20 protein-coding genes and 2 pseudogenes are annotated in these 24,982 nt (G+C 59.4%); 4 read left to right on the top strand and 18 right to left on the bottom strand.

Translation table 11 applies throughout. From position 1 onward, the window contains the following. Positions 1-91 precede the first annotated feature (91 nt). A complete protein-coding gene (locus BS627_RS14335) occupies positions 92-2,881 on the top strand; it encodes a bifunctional aconitate hydratase 2/2-methylisocitrate dehydratase (RefSeq protein ID WP_077983861.1) in 2,790 nt (929 codons plus the stop codon). A gap of 323 nt (positions 2,882-3,204) precedes the next feature. Beyond that, positions 3,205-3,840, top strand: a complete 636-nt coding sequence (gene catB, locus BS627_RS14330; protein WP_077983860.1) for a type B chloramphenicol O-acetyltransferase — start codon at positions 3,205-3,207, stop codon at positions 3,838-3,840. 45 nt (positions 3,841-3,885) lie between these two features. Here the strand turns inward: catB and BS627_RS14325 are convergent, their stop codons facing one another. From BS627_RS14325 to BS627_RS14310, 4 genes are all read right to left on the bottom strand, one after another. Continuing rightward, entirely contained in the window at positions 3,886-5,688 is a 1,803-nt protein-coding gene (locus BS627_RS14325) for an NAD(P)/FAD-dependent oxidoreductase (protein WP_077983859.1), read from the bottom strand. A gap of 115 nt (positions 5,689-5,803) precedes the next feature. After that, complete coding sequence (locus BS627_RS14320) at positions 5,804-6,877, bottom strand: 2,3-butanediol dehydrogenase (RefSeq protein WP_077983858.1); 1,074 nt, start codon at positions 6,875-6,877, stop codon at positions 5,804-5,806. Then, positions 6,834-8,921: a sigma-54-dependent Fis family transcriptional regulator gene (locus BS627_RS14315; protein ID WP_245307125.1), complete on the bottom strand. Its 2,088-nt coding sequence runs from the start codon at positions 8,919-8,921 to the stop codon at positions 6,834-6,836. The genes BS627_RS14320 and BS627_RS14315 overlap by 44 nt, the downstream gene beginning before the upstream one ends. Positions 8,922-9,065: 144 nt before the next feature. Next, positions 9,066-9,410 (bottom strand): tetratricopeptide repeat protein, encoded by a 345-nt coding sequence (locus BS627_RS14310; RefSeq protein ID WP_077983857.1) that lies wholly within the window; start codon positions 9,408-9,410, stop codon positions 9,066-9,068. Positions 9,411-9,666: 256 nt separating this feature from the next. On the opposite strand from BS627_RS14310, the gene BS627_RS14305 reads away from it, so the two are divergent. Next, complete coding sequence (locus tag BS627_RS14305; RefSeq protein WP_077983856.1) at positions 9,667-10,995, top strand: putative bifunctional diguanylate cyclase/phosphodiesterase; 1,329 nt, start codon at positions 9,667-9,669, stop codon at positions 10,993-10,995. Here BS627_RS14305 and BS627_RS14300 read toward each other — a convergent pair. The 12 genes and pseudogenes from BS627_RS14300 to BS627_RS14245 all read right to left on the bottom strand — a co-directional run. Then, positions 10,992-11,231: pseudogene (locus BS627_RS14300) on the bottom strand (LacI family transcriptional regulator); the annotation flags it as partial. The gene BS627_RS14305 and the pseudogene BS627_RS14300 overlap by 4 nt on opposite strands. Positions 11,232-11,308: 77 nt before the next feature. Further along, positions 11,309-12,088, bottom strand: coding sequence for an ectoine/hydroxyectoine ABC transporter ATP-binding protein EhuA (gene ehuA / locus BS627_RS14295; RefSeq protein ID WP_077983855.1), 780 nt, complete (start codon positions 12,086-12,088; stop codon positions 11,309-11,311). After that, positions 12,085-12,777, bottom strand: coding sequence for an ectoine/hydroxyectoine ABC transporter permease subunit EhuD (gene ehuD / locus BS627_RS14290; RefSeq protein WP_077983854.1), 693 nt, complete (start codon positions 12,775-12,777; stop codon positions 12,085-12,087). The genes ehuA and ehuD overlap by 4 nt, the downstream gene beginning before the upstream one ends. Positions 12,778-12,789: 12 nt before the next feature. Then, complete coding sequence (gene ehuC, locus BS627_RS14285) at positions 12,790-13,455, bottom strand: ectoine/hydroxyectoine ABC transporter permease subunit EhuC (RefSeq protein WP_077983853.1); 666 nt, start codon at positions 13,453-13,455, stop codon at positions 12,790-12,792. A gap of 60 nt (positions 13,456-13,515) precedes the next feature. After that, positions 13,516-14,367 carry an ectoine/hydroxyectoine ABC transporter substrate-binding protein EhuB gene (gene ehuB, locus BS627_RS14280; protein ID WP_077983852.1) on the bottom strand — a complete coding sequence of 284 codons (852 nt, stop codon included), beginning with the start codon at positions 14,365-14,367 and terminating at the stop codon, positions 13,516-13,518. A 61-nt stretch (positions 14,368-14,428) separates the two neighbouring features. Continuing rightward, positions 14,429-15,442 (bottom strand): N(2)-acetyl-L-2,4-diaminobutanoate deacetylase DoeB, encoded by a 1,014-nt coding sequence (doeB, locus tag BS627_RS14275; RefSeq protein WP_077983851.1) that lies wholly within the window; start codon positions 15,440-15,442, stop codon positions 14,429-14,431. A 4-nt stretch (positions 15,443-15,446) separates the two neighbouring features. Then, positions 15,447-16,625 (bottom strand): ectoine hydrolase DoeA, encoded by a 1,179-nt coding sequence (gene doeA, locus BS627_RS14270; RefSeq protein WP_077983850.1) that lies wholly within the window; start codon positions 16,623-16,625, stop codon positions 15,447-15,449. Next, entirely contained in the window at positions 16,622-17,635 is a 1,014-nt protein-coding gene (eutC, locus tag BS627_RS14265) for an ectoine utilization protein EutC (protein WP_077983849.1), read from the bottom strand. The genes doeA and eutC overlap by 4 nt, the downstream gene beginning before the upstream one ends. Beyond that, positions 17,632-18,651 (bottom strand): hydroxyectoine utilization dehydratase EutB, encoded by a 1,020-nt coding sequence (gene eutB / locus BS627_RS14260; protein WP_165691256.1) that lies wholly within the window; start codon positions 18,649-18,651, stop codon positions 17,632-17,634. The genes eutC and eutB overlap by 4 nt, the downstream gene beginning before the upstream one ends. Before the next feature lie 68 nt (positions 18,652-18,719). Next, entirely contained in the window at positions 18,720-20,168 is a 1,449-nt protein-coding gene (gene ehuR / locus BS627_RS14255) for a MocR-like ectoine utilization transcription factor EhuR (protein ID WP_077983848.1), read from the bottom strand. A gap of 159 nt (positions 20,169-20,327) precedes the next feature. Then, a complete protein-coding gene (locus BS627_RS14250; RefSeq protein WP_077983964.1) occupies positions 20,328-21,731 on the bottom strand; it encodes an aspartate aminotransferase family protein in 1,404 nt (467 codons plus the stop codon). A 13-nt stretch (positions 21,732-21,744) separates the two neighbouring features. Further along, complete coding sequence (locus BS627_RS14245; RefSeq protein ID WP_077983847.1) at positions 21,745-23,223, bottom strand: NAD-dependent succinate-semialdehyde dehydrogenase; 1,479 nt, start codon at positions 23,221-23,223, stop codon at positions 21,745-21,747. A 121-nt stretch (positions 23,224-23,344) separates the two neighbouring features. On the opposite strand from BS627_RS14245, the gene BS627_RS14240 reads away from it, so the two are divergent. Next, entirely contained in the window at positions 23,345-23,812 is a 468-nt protein-coding gene (locus BS627_RS14240) for an Lrp/AsnC family transcriptional regulator (protein ID WP_077983963.1), read from the top strand. Between the two features lie 23 nt (positions 23,813-23,835). Here BS627_RS14240 and BS627_RS14235 read toward each other — a convergent pair whose 3' ends face one another. Together BS627_RS14235 and BS627_RS24225 are read right to left on the bottom strand one after the other, a co-directional pair. Further along, positions 23,836-24,645 carry a cyclase family protein gene (locus tag BS627_RS14235; protein ID WP_089153254.1) on the bottom strand — a complete coding sequence of 270 codons (810 nt, stop codon included), beginning with the start codon at positions 24,643-24,645 and terminating at the stop codon, positions 23,836-23,838. Positions 24,646-24,822: 177 nt separating this feature from the next. Then, positions 24,823-24,982, bottom strand: a pseudogene (locus BS627_RS24225) (MFS transporter); the annotation flags it as partial.

The following is a 24,982-nucleotide window of genomic DNA, read 5'->3' as shown; positions in this document are numbered from 1 at the left end:
TACTCGAAATCGACAGAAACCCGGGCCGATCAACAGTACCGTTCGGTGAGGCTGTGTTCGGCTCCATAGACACCATGACGTTGGGATTGCGATGAACCTTTACCTGGATTACCTGGCTGAAATCAAAAGCAGAGAAACACTGGGTCTCGCACCCAAACCCATTGATGACGGCGCGCTGACGGCCGAAATCATCGAGCTCATCAAGGATGCCGGCAGCGAATACCGCGCCGATGCGCTGAAGTTCTTCATCTACAACACCCTGCCCGGCACCACGAGTGCCGCCGGCGTCAAGGCCGCCTTCCTGAAGCAGATCATCCTCGGCGAAGCGATCGTGCCGGAGATCACGCCTTCCTTTGCGCTGGAGCTGCTGTCGCACATGAAGGGCGGCCCATCGATCAAGGTGCTGCTCGATATCGCGCTCGGTAACAACGCTGCGATTGCCGCCCAAGCCGGTGAAGTGCTGAAGACCCAGGTCTTCCTTTACGATGCCGACATGTTCCGCCTGCGTGACGCCTACAAGGCCGGCAACGCCATCGCCAGGGACGTTCTGGAAAGCTACGCCAAGGCAGAATTTTTCACCAAGCTTCCCGATGTCGAAGACGAGATCAAGATCGTTACTTTCATCGCCGCCGAAGGCGATATTTCGACCGACCTTCTGTCTCCCGGCAACCAGGCGCATTCGCGCTCGGACCGCCAGCTGCACGGCCAGTGTATGATCTCGCCGGAAGCGCAGGCGGAAATCGTCGCGTTGCAGCAGCAGCATCCGGACAAGCGGGTGATGATGATCGCCGAAAAGGGTACGATGGGTGTTGGCTCGTCGCGCATGTCCGGCGTCAACAACGTGGCGCTGTGGACTGGCAAGCAGGCCAGCCCCTATGTGCCCTTCGTCAATTACGCTCCCATCGTCGCCGGCACCAACGGCATCTCGCCGATTTTCGCCACCACCGTCGATGTGACCGGCGGCATCGGCATCAACCTGAAAAACTGGGTGAAGAAGCTCGGCGAAGACGGCAAGCCGATCCTCAACAATGACGGCAACCCGATCCTCGAACAGAAATATTCGGTCGAAACCGGGACCGTGTTGAAGATCGATACCAAAAACTACAAGCTTCGTGACGAGAACGGCACGGAACTGGTGGACCTCGCCTCTTCCTTCACGCCCCAGAAGATGGAGTTCATGAAAGCCGGCAGCTCCTATGCTATCGTCTTCGGCAAGAAGCTCCAGACATTCGCGGCTGAAACGCTTGGTGTCGAGGCCACTCCGGTCTTCGCGCCCAACAAGGAAATTTCCATCGAAGGCCAGGGCCTCACTGCGGTTGAGAAGATTTTCAACCGCAACGCCGTCGGCGTCACACCCGGCAAGGTGCTGCATGCCGGCTCCGACGTTCGCGTCAAGGTCAACATCGTCGGCTCGCAGGATACGACCGGCCTGATGACCGCGCAGGAACTGGAAGCAATGGCGGCCACCGTCATTTCGCCGCTGGTGGACGGCGCCTACCAGTCGGGCTGCCACACGGCCTCCGTCTGGGACAAGAAGGCGCAGGCCAACACGCCGAAGCTCATGGCCTTCATGCACAATTTCGGCGTCATCACGGGTCGTGACCCGAAGGGCGTCTATCATTCCATGACGGATGTGATCCACAAGGTGCTGAACGACATCACCGTGGATGACCGGGCAATCATCATCGGCGGCGACAGCCACACCCGCATGTCGAAGGGCGTCGCCTTCGGTGCCGACTCCGGTACCGTCGCACTGGCGCTTGCAACCGGTGAAGCGACCATGCCGATCCCGCAATCGGTCAAGGTTACCTTCAAGGGCACGATGCAGCCCTATATGGACTTCCGCGACGTGGTGCACGCCACGCAGGCGCAGATGCTTCAGCAGCACGGCGACAACGTCTTCCAGGGCCGTATCATTGAAGTCCATCTCGGAACGCTGCTTGCCGACCAGGCCTTCACCTTCACTGACTGGACGGCCGAAATGAAGGCCAAGGCGTCGATCTGCATTTCCGAAGACGAGACGCTGATCGAGTCGCTGGAAATAGCCAAGTCGCGCATCCAGATCATGATCGACAAGGGCATGGACAATTCCGCACAGACCCTGAAAGGTCTGATTGCTAAGGCAGATCAACGTATTGCCGAAATCCGTTCAGGTGAAGTGCCAGCCTTGAAGCCGGACGCGAATGCGAAATATTTCGCGGAAGTCGTGGTAGATCTCGATGTCATCAACGAGCCGATGATCGCAGACCCTGACGTCAACAATAACGACGTTTCCAGACGCTACACGCATGACACAATCCGCCCGGTTTCCTATTACGGCGCGACAAAGAAAGTCGATCTCGGCTTTGTCGGCTCGTGCATGGTACATAAGGGTGACGTGAAGATCGTTGCGCAGATGCTGCGGAACCTCGAAAAGGCCGAAGGCAAGGTCGAGTTCAAGGCGCCGCTCGTCGTCGCTGCACCGACCTACAACATTATCGATGAGTTGAAGGCGGAAGGAGATTGGGAAATCCTCCAAAAATATTCCGGCTTCGAATTCGATGATATCAATCCGAAGACCACGAACCGCACCGAATACGAAAACATCCTTTATCTCGAGCGTCCGGGCTGCAACCTTTGCATGGGCAACCAGGAAAAGGCGGCAAAGGGCGATACGGTTCTTGCAACGTCGACTCGCCTCTTCCAGGGCCGCGTGGTTGAAGACAGCGCCGAAAAGAAGGGTGAGTCGCTCCTGGCCTCCACCCCGGTCGTCGTGCTTTCTGCCATCCTCGGCCGCACGCCGAGCATCGAGGAGTATCGTTCTGCTGTCGATGGGATCGACCTGACGAAGTTCGCTCCGCCGAAGGTAACGCCGATCGATTCCCAGTCGGTGCACTACTAAGATTGTGAGCGTCGCGGCGCGCGGCTGTAAGACGCCCGCGCTGGCGCTGCATCAACCAACGAGAAGAGCGGGGAGAAATCCCCGCTGTTTTTATGGGCCGGTGGTGTTGCGATGTAAGCGACGCGAGACCAAAAACGTTTCACGGCTTGGCCGTCGCGGATTTTTGCGTTAACTAGGCTCGATGATAAAAACTTCGAGTATCACCTGCATCTAGCTCCCGCCGTTGCGTGAGGAGCATCGAGCGAAAAGCCGACAGGCTTGGCGCTTGGCGTCGGTTTGCCTTGAGGCAAGCCAGTGCGAACATATGCAGTGAGATTACCCCAATGGAAAACTACTTCGAAAGCCCGTTCCGGGGCGTCACGCTTGACAAGCAGGTCAAGAACCCAAACCTCGTGGTCGGGAAATACAGCTATTACTCCGGTTATTATCACGGCCACAGCTTTGATGACTGCGCCCGTTATCTGTTGTCGGATGAAGGCGCGGACAGGCTGATAATCGGGAGCTTCTGTTCGATCGGTTCGGGCGCCGCCTTCATCATGGCGGGCAATCAGGGTCATCGCAACGAGTGGATCAGTACCTTCCCATTTTTCTTCATGCCCGAAGTGCCGGAGTTTGAAAACGCCGGCAACGGTTATCTGCCGGCGGGCGATACCGTCATCGGTAACGATGTCTGGATAGGCTCGGAAGCGATCATCATGCCCGGCATTACGGTTGGTGATGGTGCAGTGATCGGAACGCGGGCGCTGGTGACGAAGAATGTCGAACCTTACGCCATCGTTGGCGGCAATCCCGCAAAGACGATCCGCAAGCGGTTCGATGACCACAGTATCGCCATGCTGATCGAGATGAAATGGTGGGATTGGCCGGCTGAGCAGTTGCAGGCTGCAATGCCGCTCATGACCAGCGGCAATGTCGCGGAGCTTTATCGGTTCTGGCAATCCGATAAGTCCCAGTCGTAAAATCCCCGGCCCGCCTCATCGAGACGGGCCGGAACTCGCTTCGGGTCAGGACAGATGATGCGGCTTCTGAAGGCCGTAAACAGGTGTTTTCAGGCCCACCTGTCTCGCCTTGAGCTGGAGCGAGAGATATTGCGAATAGTGCCGCGATTGATGCAGGTTGCCACCGTGGAACCACAGTGCCTGCTGTTGTGTAGGCTTCCACATGTTGCGCTGCTCGCCTTCCCATGGTCCGGGATCCTTGGTGGTGTCAGAACCGAGGCCCCAGCATTTGCCCACCTTGTCGGCCACCTCACGCGAAATGAGATCGGCCGCCCAGCCGTTCATCGAACCATAGCCGGTCGCATATACCACCAGATCGGCAGGCAGTTCCGTGCCGTCCTTCAGCACCACGGCATTCTCCGTCAGGTGCAAGACATCCACCCCGGATTTCAGCTTGATCGAGCCGTCGATCACGAGGTCACAGGCCCCGACGTCGATGTAATAACCCGATCCACGCCGCAGATATTTCATGAACAGGCCGGATTCGTCATCGCCGAAGTCGAGCATGAAGCCCGCTTTCTCCAGTGCCGTATAAAAATCGGCGTCCTGTTCGCGAATGCGATCGTAAACGGGAACCTGGAATTCATGCATGATCCTGTAGGGCAGGGAGGCGAAGACAAGGTCGGCCTTGCGCGTGGTCATGCCGTTTGCCACCGCCCGCTCGGAATAGAGGTCGCCAAGACCGATATCCATCAGCGAGTCGGATTTGACGATATGGGTGGATGACCGCTGCAGCATGGTGACGTCAGCGCCCGCTTCCCAGAGCGCTGCGCAGATATCATGCGCTGAGTTGTTGGAGCCGATCACCACGACCTTCCTGCCGGCATAGGCGTCAGGACCCGGATGCTGCGAGGAGTGCTGCTGCTCGCCCTTGAAGACATCCTGCCCGGGGAATTTCGGTATATTCGCCTTGCCGGACATGCCTGTCGCCAGCACCAGCTGTTTCGGACGCAGCACGACCTCCTTGCCGGCGCGGTCGACAACCACGGTCCATTCGCCCGTCGCCTCGTCGTATTGGGCGGACTTGCAGGTGGTGGAGCCCCAATAATTCAGCTCCATGACTTTTGTGTACATCTCCAGCCAGTCACCCACCTTGTCCTTCGGTGTAAAGACGGGCCAGTTTTCCGGGAACGGAATGTAGGGCAGGTGGTCGTACCAGACGGGGTCATGCAGGCAGAGCGATTTGTAGCGCTTGCGCCAGCTGTCGCCGGGCCGTTCATTCTTCTCGATGATGATCGTAGGCACACCGAGCTGGCGAAGCCGCGCGCCAAGCGCAATGCCGCCCTGTCCGCCGCCGATAATTACGACATAGGGCTGCTCCGAATAGCCGAGTTCGGCGGCCTCAGTCTCACGTTTTTCTTTCCATGTCCGGCGGTTGCGGTCGTGGCCGTGCTCCGCGCCCATCGGACGGCGGATGCCCTTCGGCTCTTCGTGGCCCTTCAGTTCGCTCATGGTGGTGAGCAATGTCCAGATCATCCCGTCCTTCAGGCGGATATGGCCGTAACCACGGGCAACCCCGGTCTCGAACTCGAACCAGCCTTCGGTGATGCCATTGCCTTCCGAGGCCTGCTCCTTCACATCCTGCACCAAGCCCGAGGGTTTGATTGCGGAAAGCTGGTTTGTCAGCATATCGCGGATCTGCTCACGTCCTTCCAGCGTTTTCAGGTTCCAGGTGAAGGTTACGAGGTCGCGCCAGTAACAATCGGCCTGAAACAGGTTGACGGCCGCGGCGATGTCTCCATTTTCCAACGCATTGCCGAGCTTGGAAAGAACCGTGTCGATTTTGGTGGCGGGACTGACATCAAGCATTATTCATCTCCTCCATGTTGCTTGGTCTGATGGTGGAGCGGCGAAATCGCCGCCCCCGAAAGCCTGTGCCCTCGGCATATCGGGCTCCTCTCCCGGCATGCCGAGGGAGGCAGGCCTATTTCGAAAGATCGATCAGGATCTTCAGATGGGTGCCGGCGGGGTCGAGCAGGGCATCGAAGCCCTCAGAGACGGCCGTATCGAGCGTAATGCGCTTGGTAACGATCTTCGTGGCTGGCAGCAGGCCGGAGGCGATGAGCCGGATAACCCGTGGCCAGTAATGGGTCGGATAGGCCCATGAGCCCTTGATCTCCAGGTCGCGGAATGTCACCTGGAACCAGTCGATCGGGTTTTCGTGCGGATGCAGCCCGGTCTGGACAACAACGCCCTGTTTGCGCACGGCATCGACGCAGGCCTTGAGCGCATGTTCATTGCCCACGCATTCGATCGCGACATCGCAGCCGACCTTGCCTTCTGTCGCTGCGCGCACGACATCGCCGACGTTATCGCGCTTCGGATTGATGGTAATGACGTCGGTGATTACGTTGCGGGCAAGCTCAAGGCGGGCATCATTGAGATCGGATACGAAAAGCTGCGCGGCGCCGGCAGCACGCGCGGCGAGAAGTGTGAGCATGCCGATCGGGCCGGCGCCCGTGACCAGAACGCTGTTGCCGGCGGTGACGCCGCCGCGGTCGCAGGCATAAACGGCAACGGCCGAGGGTTCCACGAGTGCGGCCTCTTCATCGGTCATCGCGTCGGGAATCTTCTGGACGTTATATTCGTTGACGAGTGCTGCCTGCGCCATGCCGCCGCCTTCCCAGCTGAGACCGACCAGCGCCAGCTGCGTGCTCAGATGAAAGAGGCCACGGTCGGCGAAATAGTCACCGGTTCGCGGCATGACGAGCGGCTGGATCGATATGCGGTCACCGACGCCAACCGAGGTGACGCCTTCGCCGATGGCCTCCACGACACCGCCGAATTCGTGACCGAGAATTTGCGGGCCGTGAGCGCCTGTAAAGGGGTGCGGTTCGGTGGGGATGAAGATCGGACCGTAACTATATTCATGCAGATCGGTTCCGCAGATACCGACGAATCGATTGCGGACAAGAACCTGTCCCGGCCCCGGCCGTTTCGGCTCGGGAATGTCTTCAACCCGCAAGTCCCTGGCTGCATGAAATCTGAGCGCGCGCATGTTTTCTCCTCGATGGCTCCTGATGCCAGAGAAGGTGCAATGCCCGTGCCAGCGCGGTTTGAGGTGCCGGAAGCCCGAAATTGCGGGATTTCACCAGAGTGCCGGTTTTATATGACGCCACAGCTGTGGCGCGACAGCCGTGGCGCGTGCCGCACCTTTTCTTGTGAGGTTTTCCGATACCGAGGCGTCTCATTCGCCGGTGCATCGTCGTGCGATCGATGCCGAGCCGGCGGGCGGCCTCCGAAACATTGCCGTTGCAGGCGGCCAGAAGCGCGCCGAGATCGGCCCCGCGACTGTCGATCATCGGGGCTGACGTTGCGGAGGCAAGATGATCGGGAAGGTCTTCCGCCTTAATCACCCCGTCATCGCAAAGGGCGGCGGCAAAGGCTATGGCATTGTCCAGCTCGCGGATGTTGCCGGGCCAGCAATGGCCAAGGATCAACATCCGCGCGGCGTTGGAGAGCGTCAGAGGACGACCCGGCAGCCCATGTTTTTCCAGAAGCTTATCGAGAAGCCAGGGAAAGTCATCGCGTTCGCTAAGTGCGGGCAAGGTCAACACAGCCGCATTCAGGCGATAATAGAGGTCTTCGCGGAAATCACCTGTCCGCACCATGTCGCTCAACGGGCGGTGCGAGGCAGAAATCACCCTGAAATCCACCTTCTGGGGGGTGGAGCCACCAACGGGCAGGATCTCACCTTCGGCCAATACGCGCAACAGCCGGCTTTGCGCCGCAAACGGCATGTCGCCGATCTCGTCGAGGAACATCGTTCCACCCTGCGCCTCCTCCACCAGCCCCTTGCGTCCTTTCGCCAGCGCCCCTGTGAAGGCTCCCGGCAGATAACCGAACAATTCGCTTTCGATCAGCTGTTCGGGAATGGCGGCGCAATTGACGGCGACGAACCGGCCGGAAACGCCGCTTGTGTTGTGAATGATGCGGGCGAGATGTTCCTTGCCGGTTCCGGTCTGGCCCTGCAGCAGGATCGGCAATTTTGCAGGCGCCAGTTTTTCCACCTTGCGCTTGAGGTTTCGAACCGCCGGCCCATCGCCGCCGATCTCTTCCATAACCGGCTGGGATTTCAGACGAGCAAGCGGCACCGTCGACCGGCGCTGCTGCGGTTCGATCGCGTGCGCATAAAGCACGGTGCCGTCCTTCACGACGATGCGCCTCTCCTGCGGCAGGCTTGATCGGGTGAGGGAGGCGAGTTCATCGAAGCCGGCCTCGAAAAACTCCTCCACGCGCTCTCCGAGGAGGCGTTCCGGCATGCGCCAGTCAAGCTCGCGCGATGCGGCGAGAAGGCGTGCGGCGGCGTGCGTCATGCCCGTGATCCGGCCGGAGCCATCGACGGAGACAGCGGCTTCGGGGTCGACATCCAGAAATTCGGGCGCACCCGCAAAGCGCAGCACCAGATCATGGCGGCTGCTGGCCATCAAATTTGCCAGCTCGATCCTTCGCACGGTCGATGAAACCAGGTGACGCGCCATGTTCTGGCTCGTCTTGAGGATGGGGGAACTCAGGAGCGAAATATCGAGTACCGCCGTCAATGCCCCCTGCGTATCGTAGATCGGGGCTGCGGTGCAGGAAAGCGGCGTATGCGTCACATCAAAATGATCGGTCTGGTGGATCGTCAGTGCTTCGCCGGTGGCGATGCAGGCGCCGACGGCGCAGGTGCCGGCACGCGGTTCCGACCATTCCGAGCCGAGGTAAAGCCCGGCCTTGCGCAGATTGTTATTGAATGACGGGTCGCCCAGAAACTCGACCGTCACTCCCTGTTGATCCGACAGAAGAAGAACGTAATTCTGCTCAGCCACCTGCCGATACAGCCGTTCCAGGCCGGAACGGGCGATGTGGACGAGGTCTTCTGCCCGCTGACGATGCTCGCGCAGGCATGTCTCGGAAACGATGACGGCTTCTCGCGCCTTGGCCGGATCAAGCTGATAGGTATCTAGACAACGTCGCCAAGATTCTAGCACCACCTCGTCGCGGCCGGTATTTCTGCCCTGTCCGACGTGCTCTATTTCCTGGATGTGATCGGAAATACCCATAAATCACCGGCCCTCGACGGCCGCCTCCCGTGATTTTTCTGGTGATCATAACCGGTTTTATGAAGCCTGGCTAATCTCCGGCGAATTTTTGACGGGCTGGATCTGTTGCGACGATGTTCGCCTGACGGCGCAATGTGAGATGTATCACGATGAGCTTGGCCCATTACAGGACCCTTTCGGCAGTTGCGACCTCATCCGTCGCAGCCTCACTTCCAGCTGCCGTCTGACCTGCGCGTCGCCCTGGGCCGTGGCAACGGTGATGCCTTTTAGCCAAGCCGCCGTGGCCCCTTCATTGTCGCCCAATCGCAACAGGTTGAGGCCAAGCTCCGCCCAGGCGGCGGAATAATCCGGTTTTTGCCGGACCGCTTCCTGAAGATGCCGCACAGCTTCCGGCAATTCCCCGGAGGCTGCAAAGGACTTGGCTAGCGAAAAGCGCAGAAGCGCGCTGTCTCGGCCGCTGTTCAGAATGTTCGTTAGCTGCTGTTTCATCAAATTATCCAGGACCATTTGTCGGGTTGGGTTTGGGAGAGCAGTCGTGCCCCCCGCATCAGTCGAGGTTACGGGATACGGCCTCGAGAGTGGTTGAGGTCAACAGATATCGTTGATGAAAACTTGTCGCGTCGTATTTGGCTTTGTTTAACCGCGTCGTTTGAAAAGCCCAACCTCCGGTTTTGTAGGCCTAGCTTCCTCATGGCTTTTCCAGCAAGGAGCGAGTTCGCCGTTCTTAATCGCAAGCAAGGCCAGCATGCCCCTCCAAAAAAACAAAGACCGAGAGGAATACTCACAGCATCTGCTTCTTCTGTGCCGCATCGCAGCATGGCTTGGCCTTGCGCTTGGGGCGGGTTGGTTCGTGTTCTTTGCTCTGACGGGACGGTGGAATATCGCAATCAGCCTTCTTGTGCTCGGTGCAGCGGTCATTCCTTGCTGGCTGATTTGCCTGAAGGGCCATTTTTCATGCGGTCTTATCCTCGCCCAGATCGCTTGCACCCTGTTTGTGTGCTGGTATTCGGTCTCGATCGATGTGCAGGACGCGGCAGTGCCCAGAACGACACACCTTTACCTGCTCGTCATCGTCTTCGTTGGCTATATGAATTTTCAACGCCGGCGCTCGATCCCCCAGTTCATGGTCATTTCGTCCGGTCTCATAGCTTTCATTTTTCTGTGTGCCTCCGCTGCGAGCTTCCCTTTCCATATCTCGATCTCGCAGGAAGTGAGAAGCGTCAGCGCATGGTTCAACGGTATTTTCGCGACGAGTATGTTGTGCGGAGGCGTCGCGGCGATGCAGGCTCAATTTCGAAGCCAGACAAAAAACGCATTGGAGTTGCGGACTGCGCTTTCCAACGGGCAATTCGAACTTTTTTATCAGGCGCAGGTGCGTGCGGACGGCTCGGTGAGCGGAGCAGAAGCGCTTTTGCGCTGGAACCATCCCAAACGGGGCAAAATATCACCGGCGGAATTCATTCCACTTGCCCAACGCACGGGCTTTATGCCGACAATCGGCGAATGGGTGATTGTTGAAGCTTGCAAGACCCTGGCACGATGGCAGGAAAACGCTTCGACCCGTCACTTGACGCTTTCGATCAACATCACTGCGGATCATTTCGTGGATACGGGATTTGCCGCTCAGCTTCTCGAAGCCGTTTCGTCTAATGCCATTGACGCACGGTTACTCAAGCTGGAGTTGACCGAAAGCGTTTTTCTTTCTGATATAGACGCGGCCATCGCCAAGATGAAGCTCCTGCATCGCGCGGGGTTTGCGATCGCGCTTGATGATTTTGGAACCGGCTATTCGTCTCTCAGTTATCTTCGTCAATTGCCGTTGAAACAGCTCAAGATTGATCGCAGCTTTGTAAAGGGCGTGAGCGAAAACGGGCGTCTTTCCGCAATTACCAAAAACATTGTCAGAATGGGACACGACCTCTCTCTGGAGGTCCTTGCCGAAGGCGTGGAAACAGAGGCCGAATTGCGCATGATGTTGTCATACGGCTGCGAGTTTTTCCAGGGCTACTTTTTCGCAAGGCCCATACCACTGGAGGAGTTTGAGCAATATGCGGCTCGCGCTCGAGCGCATTGACCACCTTTATCCATGGGCGACGGGCCGCGTTTGCGCGCCTGGCCCTCGAACGTCTGCGCCATAGAGGACAAGAACCGGTTGTCATAAACTGGAACCAGACACCCGATGAGGCCGGATTTCGAACTCCTCAAGCCGCGGGCTCGCAGGTTGGTGGTGTAACGTTGCGCCTTGGCAAGCGAGAGAATCTTGCCGGCAGTCAATTCCGAAATCCGCCGCTTGCGCCACGATCCGTTCAACACGGCGCTGACCCTCGAGGCTGATGCGCGAACGGAAAGGTTCTATCTACCCGTGCTGACCGACTTCACCATGAAATTCACTGTAAGACGGAAGCGAGAAATTCGCGTGTGCGGTCTTCTTTCGGCTGGCCGAAAATCTCGTCCGGTTTCCCCTGTTCGCAGATGCGGCCCTTGTCGAAGAAACAGACGCGGTCCGAGACTTCCCGGGCAAAGCGCATTTCGTGGGTGACGAGAAGCATCGTCAGGTCATGCTCATGGGCCAGGTCGCGGATGACGGACAGCACTTCGCCAACCAGTTGCGGGTCCAGTGCCGAGGTCGGCTCATCGAAAAGCAGGACACGCGGACGCATGGCAAGCGAGCGGGCAATGGCGACGCGCTGCTGTTGCCCGCCAGAAAGCTGCACTGGATAATGATCCTTCTTATCCACAAGCCCGACCATCTTCAGCAATTCGATTGCGCGCGCCTCCGCCTCTGCGCGGCTGATGCCCAGAACCCGCACCGGCGCCTCCACGATATTGCGAAGGACGGTCATATGGGGAAAGAGATTGAAGCTCTGGAACACCATGCCGACGTGATTGCGGATCTGGCGGAGATGCTTTTCGGAGGCTTTGAAAGGTCCTTTGCCGCCCGGCTCCTGGTAGGACATGTCCGCAAGCCTCAGTCTTCCCTCCTGGAACGGCTCCAGCGTCATGAGAATGCGGAGGACCGTTGATTTGCCGGAGCCGGATGGACCGATGAGGGTGACTTTTTCGCCCTTCGCGACGCTGAAATTGAACCGGTCGAGGACTGTCAGAATGCCGAAGCGTTTCGTGACATCGGAAAATTCGATCAGTGGCTGGTTGGTGGTGTTGGTCATCGCAAGGGAATTCCTGCTTTTGGAAGCGCTCTTTGCAGGCGGCTGAGGCCTGCTGAGCAGATTATGGTCAGGACAAGGAAGATCAGGCCCACAAGCGTCAGCGGCACCAGATATTCGAAGGTGCGCTCGCCGATCATATTGGCAAGCCCCATCATTTCTAGAACCGTGACGACGGATAGCACCGGCGTTTCCTTGATCATGGCGACAAGATAATTGCCCATGGCCGGGACGATGCGCGGAATGGCCTGCGGGATGATGATGTCCCTATAGGTCTGCATGTGCGTGAGATTAAGCGCCGTCGCCGCTTCCCATTGGCCGTGATGCACCGCCTCGATACCGCCGCGATAGACTTCGGACGTATAGGCGGCATATTGCAGGCCGAGCGCCAGTGCGCCAGTGAGAAATGCCGGCAGGACAATGCCGAAATCCGGAAGCACGTAATAGAGAAAGAATAGCTGCACAAGAAGCGGCGTATCGCGCAGGAATTCGACAATCAGCGCGGTTGGCCAGGAGATCATCCTGACGCGGCTGCGGCGTAGCAGTGCAAAGACGAGCCCCAGAACCAGCGCAATGGCAAAGCCGGCGGCGGCGGCCTTCAGCGTCACCGTGAGCCCGATCAGAATGATGGGCAGGATGGAGGTCGTGTAGGTGAGCCAGGTGGTCGTATCCCATTCGTAACCATACATCATGAGCAGATATCCTTACGAATGGCGCGTGCGCGGGAAGACGTTGCCGCGCCGCACGAAGCGTTCGATCACCCGGATGACGACCATCAAGATGAGCGACATCGCGAAATAACAAAGCAGCGTAATCGAATAGATGCTGGCGCTATCGAGCGTCAGGTTGCGGATCGACTGCGCCGCAAAAGTGAGATCGGCAATCGAGATCAACGACACGAGCGATGAAAGCTTCAGCGTTTCGATGGCGAGATTGCCGAAGGCCGGCATCATCTCGACAACGGCCTGCGGCAGCAAGATGCGAAACAGCGTCTGCATCCGCGTGAAGTTCAGCGCGCGTGCGGCCTCCAGCTGCTGCACCGAGACGGAGGACAGCGCGCCGCGAACAATTTCCGCGCCGTAGCCTCCGGCATGGGCGGCAAGCACCAGCACCCCCGTCGTGATCGGATCGAAGCTCAACCCGACCAGCGGCAGGGCGTAGTAGAACCAGAAAAGCTGCACCAGCAGCGAGGTGCCGCGGAACACTTCCGTATAACAGAGCGCGATTGCCGACAGGATCGGTCCACCCTCGACGCGCAGGATGCCAAAGAAAAAGGCGAGCACCGTGCCGACGGCAAGGGCTGCGAGCGTAATCGTCATCGTGACGACCGCGCCTTGCCATAACATCGGCAGATATGCAGTCATGTCCATCTGGAGATTTCCCGAATTCCCGAGGAACGGCGCCCGGTTATGCCCGGGCGCCGGCTGGCATTATTTGCCGGCGCAGAGATCGGCGACCTTCTTTTCGGCCGCTGCCGCAATACTCTGTTCGGACAGGCCGTATTTGGTGAGGATTTTTTTGTAGTCGTCCGTCTTGCGGAATTCCACGAGCGCCGCGTTGAAGGCGTCACGCAGCTCCTTGTCTTCCGGGCGGAAAGCGAAACCGCCGTAATTGCGCACCGGCGCATCCTTCACGACCGGATCGGTGAAAGGCGTCACCTGCTCGACGTTCGCCTGACCCTTGGCGAGTTCCGAAACCGTCAGTTCGGTGGCCGCATAGGCGTCGACTCGGCTCTGCACGGTGGGAATAGCGTCGGCATTGGCAGGGATGAACACGATCTGCTCTTCCTTGACACCGACTGCGCGCAGGAAATCGACGTTGTTTGCGCCGGAAACAACGGCGACCTTCAATGAGGGGTCCTTGGCGATATCGGCGTAGGTGGTAAGCTTTTTCGGATTGCCTTTCTTCACCAGTAGTCCTTCGCCATAGGACGAGTTCGGTTCGGTGAAGGCGACCTGCTTGCAGCGCTCCGGCGAGATGTTCTGTTCGGCGGCCGCAAAATCGAAGCGACGGGCTTTGAGGCCGGGGATCAGCGTGCCGAAGGGCGTCACCGTCCAGTTGACCTCTTCGATACCCATCGATTTCAGAACCGCATTGGCCACATCCGGGCCGATGCCGGCGGAGGTGCCGTCTGGCTGCATGTAGGAATAGGGCACTTCATTGGCCGTGGCGGCGCGGATATAGCCTTGGCTTTTGACTTCTTCGACGGTGAGCGCGCTGGCTGACGTCACGCCGATGGTGAGAGCGAGGGCGGAAAGCCCGGCTAGTCTGATCATACGCATGTTCTTACTCCTCTGGTTGGGTTGCGTGGTCCGTTTTCGGATCTCACGATGTTTCTAGTGACTAGGTATTCTCCGTGACCGTGGCGATGACGGAAAGGCAGTCTCCGGCCTTGATGAGGCCGGGAACGTGGCGTGCGGCAAGCACGCCACTGAGGGAGGCGCGATAATCGACCGGTGCAAGGCCGGTTTTGCCGATCGGATAAACCCGGGCGATTGTCTCACCCGCCGTGACCGCGTCTCCCAGATCGCAGACGAAGACAACGAGTCCGTCGTCTTCAGCAAAGGTGAAGCAGTCGCTGGAGGGCATATCCAGCCAACGGCTTTTTGCGAGAACGGGTGAACCGGCCAAAATGCCCGTGTGGCGCAGCAGATTGACGATGCCTTTCCGCGCGATATCGATCGATTTCGCGCTTGCCGTGCCCGCGCCGCCCAGCTCCGTTGTGACAAAGACCTTGCCCAACTCCTCGACGGTCGTGTCCAGCATGCCAACGGCGTCGATTTCGAGCATCCTCATTGAATAGGGGGCGGCAAAAGCCGCCACCGCTTCAAAACACCGGCCCTCCTGCGTCTTGTCGGGCAATTCGTGAGCCGCCGCGTATGGCAGGAAATCAAGTGTCCTGCCGCCGGAATGGAAATCGAGAACGATATCCGCAAGCGGTATCAGATGGCGGGTCACGTAATCGGCGATCTTCTCCGTCACCGTGCCGTCAGGGCGGCCGGGAAAACTGCGATTGAGGTTTCCCCGGTCGATGGGGGAGGTGCGTGTGCCTGCGCGGAAAGCCGGGTAGTTGAGCGCCGGCACGATGATGATACGGCCCTTCACTTCGGCCGGATCGAGCGTGTGGGCGAGTTCGAAGAGTGCTGCCGGTCCCTCATATTCGTCGCCATGGTTTGCGCCGGTCAGAAGCGCCGTTGGCCCTTCGCCATTGGCGATGACGCAGATCGGGATCATCACCGAGCCCCACGCGCTGTCATCGCGGCTGTATGGCAGCCGCAGATGACCGTGTTGCACGCCCTTGGCGTCAAAATCGACGGAGGGCGTGATCGGTGAGGGGCGAAGCGCGGTGCTCAACATCGTCTCAGCCTTTCACGAAGAGTTGCCGCGGCACATTGGAAAGGCATTCGATACCGGTTTCGGTGATCGCAATGCTTTCGGTGATTTCGAGCCCCATGTCTTCAAGCCAGAGGCCGGTCATAAAGTGGAATGTCATGCCGGCCTTCAACTCCGTGCGGTCGCCGGGTCGAAGGCTCATGGTGCGCTCGCCCCAGTCCGGCGGATAGGAAAGCCCGATCGGATAGCCGGTGCGGTTGTCCTTGATGATCCCGTATTTTTTCAGCACGGCGAAAAAGGCATTGGCGATGTCCTCGCAGGTGTTGCCGGGCTTGGCTGCGGAAAGGCCGGCCTCCATGCCCTCAAGCGTTGCTTTTTCCGCATCGAGGAATGCCTGTGTCGGCTTGCCGAGAAAGACCGTGCGTGACAGCGGGCAATGATAACGGCGGTAAGCGCCTGCGATTTCGAAGAAGGTGCCTTCGCCTGATCGCATCGGCTTGTCGTCCCATGTCAAATGCGGGGCGGAGGCGTCGGCACCCGAAGGGAGGAGCGGTACGATGGCTGGATAGTCGCCGCCGAACTCGGCGGTGCCACGAATGCCGGCATCGTATATTTCGGCCACCAGATCGCATTTGCGCATGCCCGGCTCAACGACGTCGACAATACGCTTGTGCATCAGTTCGACGATCTTCCCAGCCTTGCGCATATAGTCGAGTTCGGCCGGGCTTTTCACCGCGCGCTGCCAGTTCACGAGACCAGCGGCGTCCTTGAAACGGGCGTTCGGCAGATGTGTCTGCAGCGATGCAAATGCGGCTGCCGAGAAATAATAATTGTCCATCTCGACGCCGACCGTCAGGCCGGACCAGCCGCGCTCCTCGATGATCTCAGACAACAGATCCATCGGGTGCCGTTCGGTCGATTGAACGTAGTGATCGGGGTAGCCGATGATATTGTCGTGGGCGAGATAGGCCGTGCGCTTTGCACCGTTGGCATCCTGCTTGCGGCCATACCAGATCGGCTCGCCCTCCGGCGGCACCAGCACGCATTGGTGGACGTAGAAGGACCAGCCGTCATAACCGGTCAGCCAATGCATGTTGGACGGGTCAGTGACGACCAGAAGATCGATCCCGGCTTTCTCCATAGCCTTGCGGGTTTTGGACAGGCGCGCGGCATATTCCTCGCGCGTAAAGTTCAGCGTTACGCTCACGCTGCATCTCCCATTTTTATGGTGTTTTCGATTGTTTGACCGCTCTTGGCTTCCTTTGCGCGGGCAAAGGCCAGATTGGCGATAGCCGTGTCCTGTACGCCGGCGCCGGTCAGATCGGCAAAGGTTATGTCCTTGCCCGATACGCGGCCCTGCACTTTGCCGGCAATGACGTCGCCAAGTTCCGCGAAGTGCTGATCCGACGCGGTGCGCCCGGCGGCGATGGCGTGATGCAACTCACCGAGAATACGGGTCTGCGAGATGCGGTCCGCGACATAGCGCGCTCTGATGAACACGGCCGGATCTATCTCGTTCTTGTGTTCGGCATCCGATCCCATGGCTGTCAGATGCTGGCCTTCTTCCAGCCAGTCGGCAAAGAGGATCGGGCTTTCGGCGGGCGTCGTTGTTACAATGATATCGGCACGCCGCGCGGCAGCCTGCGGATCGGCCACAGCTGCGATCTCAATGCCGTGTTCGCTGGCGAAATCGCCCGCAAGTCTCTCGGCCTTCTGGTGGTCCCGCGCCCATATCCGCGCCGATCTGATCGGGCGCACGAGCATCAGGGCTTCGAGCTGCAAACGTGCCTGCATGCCCGCCCCGAAGATCGCGGCGACGGACGCGTCTTTGCGGGCCAGGTGCCGCGCCGCGACAGCACCTGCCGCGGCGGTCCGCACATCGGTAAGATAGCCGTTGTCGAGGAGAAGGGCCTCCACCAGCCCGGTCCTTGCGCTGAAAAGGATCATGAGACCGTTGAGGCTCGGCAGACCGAGTTTCGGATTGTCGAAGAAACCGGGGCTGACCTTGATGGCGAAACCATCAAAGCCCGGCACATAGGCCGTCTTCACATCCACTTCGCCGCGGAACTCCGGGATATCGAGCCGCATGATCGGCGGCATGGAGACGGTCTGCGTTGCGAGCGCCGCAAAGGCCCGCTCCACGCAGTCGACCGCCGAGAGATCGAGCTTGATGACGCCGCGCAGGTCTTTCTCGGTCAGAATGGTGATGCGGCTCATGCGGCTCCCCCGTCGATGATGGTCTTATGGACCGCCGGGTCGATATTTCCGCCCGATACGATGATGGCGGTCGGACCGCTAATGTCGATCTTGCCGGACAGGATTGCAGCGAAACCAACGGCGCCCGCGCCCTCGACCGTCAAATCTTCTTCGCGTGCCGCATGGCGGATGCCGGCTGCAATCTCGTCTTCGGAAACCAGCACGATCTCATCAAGGAGTTCCCGGCAAAGTGCGAATGTCACGCGGTTCTTCAGTCCAATTCCGCCGCCCAGCGAATCCGCCAGCGTTTCTTCCTCCCGTATTGCGACGGGCCGGCCGGCTGCAACCGACGCATGCATGGCCGCGCCCCGCTCCATGGAAATGCCGATGACCCGTGCCCGTGGCTTCAGCGCCTTGACCGCAACGGCGATGCCGCCTGCAAGGCCGCCGCCGGAAAGAGGAACGAGCACCGTCGCCAGCTCAGGCATGTCTTCGACGACCTCGAGACCTATCGTGCCCTGGCCGGCCACAACGTCAGCATCATCGAATGGCGGGATTGCGGTAAGACCATGGCTTGCAGTCAGGCGCTCCACCTCCTCTTGCGCGTCATCCTGTGACATGCCGACGATCCGGATTTCCGCACCGAGCGCGCGGATCGCGTCAACCTTGTTCGCCGGTACGAGTGCCGACATGCAGATCGTGGCGGGAATTCCGAGCTTGCTGGCCGCATAGGCCACAGCGCGGCCATGATTGCCGGTCGAGGCGGTGACAAGGCCTCGCCTGCGTGCGTCGTCGTCAAGCGACAGTATGGCGTTCATCGCGCCGCGCAGCTTGAAGGCGCCGATGGGCTGAAGGGTTTCAAGCTTGAGATGAACGGGGTGGCCGCAGCGTTCGGACAGGAGGTCCGAGCGGACCAAAGGTGTGCGCTCCACCTGTCCGGCAAGCCGCAATGCTGCCTGCTCTATCGCGGCCAGCGAGACCGGAAGCGGATTTTTATCTGCGGATATGGACAGGTTTGCGCTCTTCATGATTGTCATGTTGTGAGCGAAGTAAAATCATGTCAATTATTATATTGTAATGATTCAATGATTTTCGAGCGACTGCCTCAGCCGATTGAACCGATATCGTAGACCGGCGGCAGTTGCTCGAAGGTCTGCCGCACGGTGGTCAAGGCTTTGACGAGGCTTGGGTGATTGAGCCGTCCACCGAGACATATGCGGATGCCGCCGCCATGGCCGGGACCGGCAATGAACGGCTCAGACGGCGTGACCGCGACGTTCTGGTTTGTGAGCGCGCGCACCAGCCCGTCCTCCGTCCAGCGCGGTGGAACCTTCAGCCAGGCGCAGAAGGAGAGGGGGTGGGTCGAGGCGATATGGTCGCCCAATATGTCCGTGGCAATCTTTTGCCGCGCACGCACTTCGGCGCGCTGGACATCCAGCAGCCGCCGTGCGGTGCCGTTTTCGACCCAGCGCGTGGCGATTTCGGCCGTGAGATAGGTTCCGCTCCAGCTCGATACACGCAGGATAGAGGCGGCGCGGATGGAATAGGCAGGCGGCACGACGAGATAGCCGACGCGCAACCCCGTCAGCACCGTCTTGGTAAAGCTGGTGACGAAAAAACCAAGATCAGGCAGCATTTCGGTGATGGATGGCAGATCATCCTCGATGATCGGGCGATAGACTTCGTCCTCAATAACAAAGACGCCGTACCTTTCGGCAATCGCGGCGATCGCCTGTCTGCGTGCAACGCCGGAAACATGTCCCGTGGGATTGTTGAGAGTGGGAATGAGCACCAGCGCCTTGACGCCCCCGGCTGCGCAGGCGGCCTCCAGCGCGTCCGGCACTATACCTTCTTTGTCGGTCGGCAAGCCCTTGAGGCTGAAGCCCAGAATGTTCGACAGGCCGATGATGCCGTGGTCGGTGAGGTTTTCGCACAGAACCACGTCGTTCGAGCGAATGATGCAGCTCAAGGCGAGAAATATGCCATGCGCAGCGCCATTGGTGACGAGAATACGTTCCGCGCCGGCGGTGACACCCATCATTCCAAGCCAGATCCGGGCGGTTTCGCGATGGCTGTCGAGGCCCGCGACCGGACGGCAGGGGCGCATGAAGTCCGAATTGTCACTATCGGCCAGTTCGCGAAGGACGGTGCGCGAGGCGTTTTCATGGTCGTCGAGATAAACGCCGCGGATAATGGAGAGGTCGAGCACCTCGGTCGGGCTGTGATCGAGCATCATGCGTCCAGCACGGTCCGTCACCCGTGTTTTCACGAAGGTGCCGCGGCCGATTTCGCCGCTGAGATAGCCCAGCCGTTCAGCCTCCTTGTAGGAGAGGCTGACGGTCTGGACCGATAGGCCGAGTTCGCGGGCGAGATCGCGGTGGGTCGGCATGCGGTCCATCGGCTTCAGGACGCCGGCGTCGATATCGGCGATGATTCGTTCCGTCAGCGCGGAATGTTTCGTTTCGCCCTTCTGTTTGGCCAGGATCGGCCGCCATGCCGCCGGTCTGGTTGCGGACACCGGATCGGGGTTTGACGAATTGGCTTGACGACGCATGAAATTGTCTCGTTTTTGACGATATTGATTTCATGACATTATGCATGGTTCCGCGAAAAGATGAAGCCTTATGCAACGCCGACGGCAACTGCGCCGCAGAGAGGCGCAGTTGCCGTCGAAATGAGCAGTATTTGCGATCGTTGAACGCCGTGCTGACGATCAGATTTTTTCGCCGGCCCGCACCAGATCATCCATGACGCTGCGGACTGCGGTTTCGGCGATGGCGATGATCTCGTCCACCTCCGCCTTCGTTGTGACGAGCGGCGGTGCAAAGCCCAGGATATCGCCATGCGGCATGGCGCGCGCAATAAGGCCGCCATTGCGTGCCGCCTTCGAAACGCGTGCGCCGACTGTGAGACCGGGGGCAAACCGCGTTTTCTTTTCACGATCCGCCACGAATTCGATGGCGCCCATGAGGCCCACACCGCGCACTTCGCCGACGATTGGAAGCTGGGCGAACTTCGCCTTCAATTGCTCCTGAAAATAGCTGCCGACAGCCCGGGCATTGCCGGGCAGGTCTTCCTTTTCCACGATGTCGAGCACGGCATTTGCCGCCGCCGCGCCGATTGGATGGCCGGAATAGGTGTAGCCGTGGGAGAAGGCGCCGACGCGGTCAGCGCCTTCCTCCATGACCTTGTAGACTTTTTCCCCAACGATGGCGCCGGAAAGCGGGAAATAGGCCGATGTCAGACCCTTGGCGACGGTGATGAGGTCCGGCTCGATGCCGTAATGTTGCGAGCCGAACATGGAGCCCGTGCGGCCGAAGCCGGTAATCACCTCATCGGCAATCAAAAGGACATCGTATTTTTTGAGAACATCCTGTATCGCCGGCCAGTAGCCTTCCGGCGGCGGCGTAATGCCGCCGGTGCCGAGCACCGGCTCGGCAATGAAGGCGCCTATCGTGTCGGGGCCTTCGCGCAGAATGAGTGCTTCCAGTTCGTCGGCGCGGCGTTTTGAGAATTCCAGCTCGGTTTCACCGGCTTCTGCGCCCCAGTAATGGTGCGGAGCGCCGGTGTGCAAAATGCCGGCGCGCGGCAGGTCCATGTGGTCGTGATAAAAGCTCATGCCGGTCATGGAGCCGGAAACTACGCTGCAGCCGTGATATCCCCTTTCGCGGGAGATGATTTTCTTCTTCTCCGGTTTGCCGCGCAGGTTGTTGTAATACCAGACGAGCTTAGCCTGGGTCTCGTTGGCGTCCGAGCCAGACATGCCGTAGAACACCTTGCTCATCTTGCCGGGTGCCATCTTCACCAGCCGGTCGGAAAGGATCGCCAGTTCGTCCGTCGTGTGGGCGGCATAGGAATGGTAATAGGCAAGCCGATAGGCCTGACGGGAAATCGCTTCCGCCACCTCGGTGCGGCCATAGCCGACATTGACGCAATAAAGACCGGCAAAGCCATCGATCAACTGCTTGCCGTGGGCGTCCTGAATGCGGATGCCCTTGCCGGTTTCAACTATGGTCGGTTCGCCGAGCTTGCCACTGGCGAAGTCCTTCAGCTGGGTGAATGGGTGCAGAACGGCGTTGCGATCCATTTGCGCGATGTTTTTAATGTCGATGGTCATAGGCGCGTTCCTTTCAGGCAGCCAGATTGCCGAAGCAGACATATTTGGGTTCGAGATATTCCATGAGACCGTGACGCGAACCCTCGCGACCGAGGCCGGATTGTTTCCAGCCGCCGAAGGGTATGGGCGCGCCGGTGAACTTCGGTGTATTGACGGCGACCATGCCGTATTCCAGCTGGTCCGTCAGGCGCATCGCCCGGCCGAGATCGTTGGTGTAGACATAGGCCGCAAGCCCCATCTCCGTGGCATTGGCGCGTCGCACGACCTCCCGCTCGTCATCGAAGGGCAGGATGGCGGCCACCGGCCCGAATGTTTCTTCGCGCGCGATCAGCATGTCGTCGCTCACATCGGCGAGCACGGTGGGGGTGACGAAATTGCCGCCGAGCGGGCTGTCCTGTCCGCCGCAGACGAGACGTGCACCGGCAGAAAGCGCCTGCGCGATCTGCTGACGGCACTTTTCGGCGACGGTCGGCCGGGTCATTGGCCCAATGTCGATGCCCGGTTCAAGGCCGTGGCCAACGGTCAGTCTGGAGGTCGCCTCGGCGAACCGCTCAATAAAACGGTCATAAAGCTCGCGCTGAACATAGATGCGGTTTGCCGCAAGGCAGTCCTGTCCGGATGTGGCGAATTTGGCGGCGAGGCAACCTTTCACGGTCTGGGAAAGGTCCGCATCGGCAAAGGCAATAAAGGGGGCATGGCCGCCAAGTTCAAGCGAGGCTTTTTTGATGGTCGCCGCCGATTGCGTGAGGAGTAGCCGTCCCACCTCGGTCGAACCGGTAAAGGAAAACGCCCGAACCTCAGCATGTTCCAGCAGGCGGCGCGCAAGCGGCGCGGCTTCCCCCGGCAAAACCTGCAACACACCGGCCGGCATGCCCGCCTCCTGTGCCAGTTTTGCCAGGGCCAGTGCCGAAAGCGGTGTTTCAGGCGCCGGTTTGACGATCATCGTGCAGCCGGCGCCAAGGGCGGCGCCCGCCTTGCGGGCGATCATGGCTGATGGGAAATTCCAGGGTGTGATGGCAGCCGTGACCCCTATCGGCTGCATCCGTACGGAGAGGTTGCCGCCTTTGATATGGCTTGGAATTGTCTCCCCGTAGGATCTTTCGCCTTCGCTTGCAAACCAGTCGAGAAAGGCTGCTGCATAGGAAATTTCACCGAGCGATTCCGAAAGCGGCTTTCCCTGTTCGGCGCTGATGATAACAGCGAGATCGCGGGCATTGTCACGCATCAGCCGGCCCCATGTCCGAAGGATGTCGCCGCGTTCAACGGGCAGCATGTCCCGCCACCCGAGGAATGCTCTGCCTGCGGTTTCGACCGCCGCGTCCACGTCGTTCAGGGAGCAGGAAGAGACATCGAGCAGATGATCTCCGCTTGCCGGATCGACAACGCCCAGCGTCTCCTTACGCGCCACCCATTGCCCATCCAGAAAGGCACGATGCTCGACCAGCTCCGGTCGGTGAAGGTTTTTAAGCGCTGCGCTGGCGATAGCTTCCATCGGCAAGATCCCTTTTCATTTGCCAGAAGCTTAACTGCGCTGCATGATTGATTGACGGCGTTTAAGCGTGCCTTTACGCAGAAATTATGCTTAGTTTATTATTCAGATGCAGGAATTCCGCATGACCCAGATAGATCGAGCCGACCGGGCGCTGCTTGACGCCGTGCAGAAGAACAATCGCCTGACCTCGGAAGAGCTGGCCAAAATCGTCAATCTGTCGCCAACTGCGTGCCAGCGCCGGTTGAAGCGTCTGCGTGATGAGGGGGTGATCGAAGCCGATGTGGCTGTCGTTTCGCCCAAAGCCGTCGGGCGCGGCATTACCATGATCGTTCTCGTCTCGCTGGAGCGAGAAAGGGCCGATATTGTCGACCGTTTCAAAGCCGCCATTCGCGCCACGCGGGAGGTGATGATCGGTTATTATGTGACGGGCGATGCCGATTTCATCCTGGTAATCACGGCAAAGGACATGGAGGACTACGAGGCCTTCACCCGCCGTTTTTTTTACGAAAACCACGATATCAAAGGGTTCAAGACGATGGTCGTCATGGACCGCGTCAAGGCCGGCTTCGCCTTTCCAATCGACCCATGACTGAACGGAAGGGGCTCCCGGTGTCAGACCAGGGCCAGAATACGGGCTGGGCCGCCCGTTCCGCCGCGGTGTGCCGGCGCGCCGACGATTATGGTCGCTCCCTTGACCGGCAGAGCCTCGAGGTTGTTCAGCCCTTCGATACCGTAGCGCCCTGCTGGCAGCCAGGAATTGTGAACCGCGAAATCTGCGGAGTTGCCCGGATCCAGAGAAAGTGTGTCGACGCCAATGGCGACCGTGTCGAGCTTGAGCAGAAGGTCGGTCGCCGATTTGCCGAAACCGGGGAAAGCGAATTTTCCGGCGTCGTCATTGCGGAATGAGGGGCTCTTCACTTTGGTTGCCCATCCGGAGCGTAAAGCCACAATTGCACCTGTCGGGATGTCGCCATTCGCAGATATCCAGCGTTCGATGTCTTCGGCTTCAATGGTGGAATTGGCATCCTCTTTTGCGCGGTCGGTGATGTCGACGATGACAAGCGGCGAGACAAGTTTCTGCGGCTCCAGCTGGTCGACGCTCGCGCCATTCGCGCTGAAGTGGAAAGGCGCATCGATATGGGTGCCGGTATGTTCGTAGATGGTGAGTTTGTGGAGCTGATAGCCATCCTTGGCGATCTCCGCTGCCCACTCGTATTCTATGCCCGGTTTGCCATCGAATGTAGGAAATGTGGAATCATAGGTATGGGTGAGATCAACGACCTGCCGGGGCGATTGCGCCAGCACCGGCGCCGCCAGACTGCCCGCCGTCATGGCCGTCAAACCGGCCGCGGCGCCCTTGAACAGCAGGCGCCGTGACAGCATGTTCTTTTTTACGTCCTCGATCACGCAGTTGTTGCACATGCCTCAGTCCCTCCATTGAGAAATCCCTGTTCCCAAGCGTAGCGCAAAGGTGGGGTGACGCAAGGCGGGACATCCCCTGATTTTTGACCCGTGCTCACGTGGCGGTTTCGGCAAGCCGCCGGCCGTCAGGTGGCCGCAGGCAAACGCGTTGCCTGCGGCCCCGAAAAGTCAGAGGGATCAATCACGACGTTGCAGCAAGGCCAGAGCGACCGTGGATGCGGCCAGTATCGCGGTCAGCGCCAGCGGCGCAGTGGCGCCGTAGGAATCGACGATATAGCCGCCGAAGACCGCACCGATACTGATGGCCACCTGAAAGGAAACGACCATCAGGCTGCCT

The sequence above is a fragment of the Agrobacterium salinitolerans genome (assembly GCF_002008225.1).
GTDB classification, from domain to species: domain Bacteria; phylum Pseudomonadota; class Alphaproteobacteria; order Rhizobiales; family Rhizobiaceae; genus Agrobacterium; species Agrobacterium salinitolerans.
This window is presented reverse-complemented; position numbering and strand designations above follow the sequence as displayed.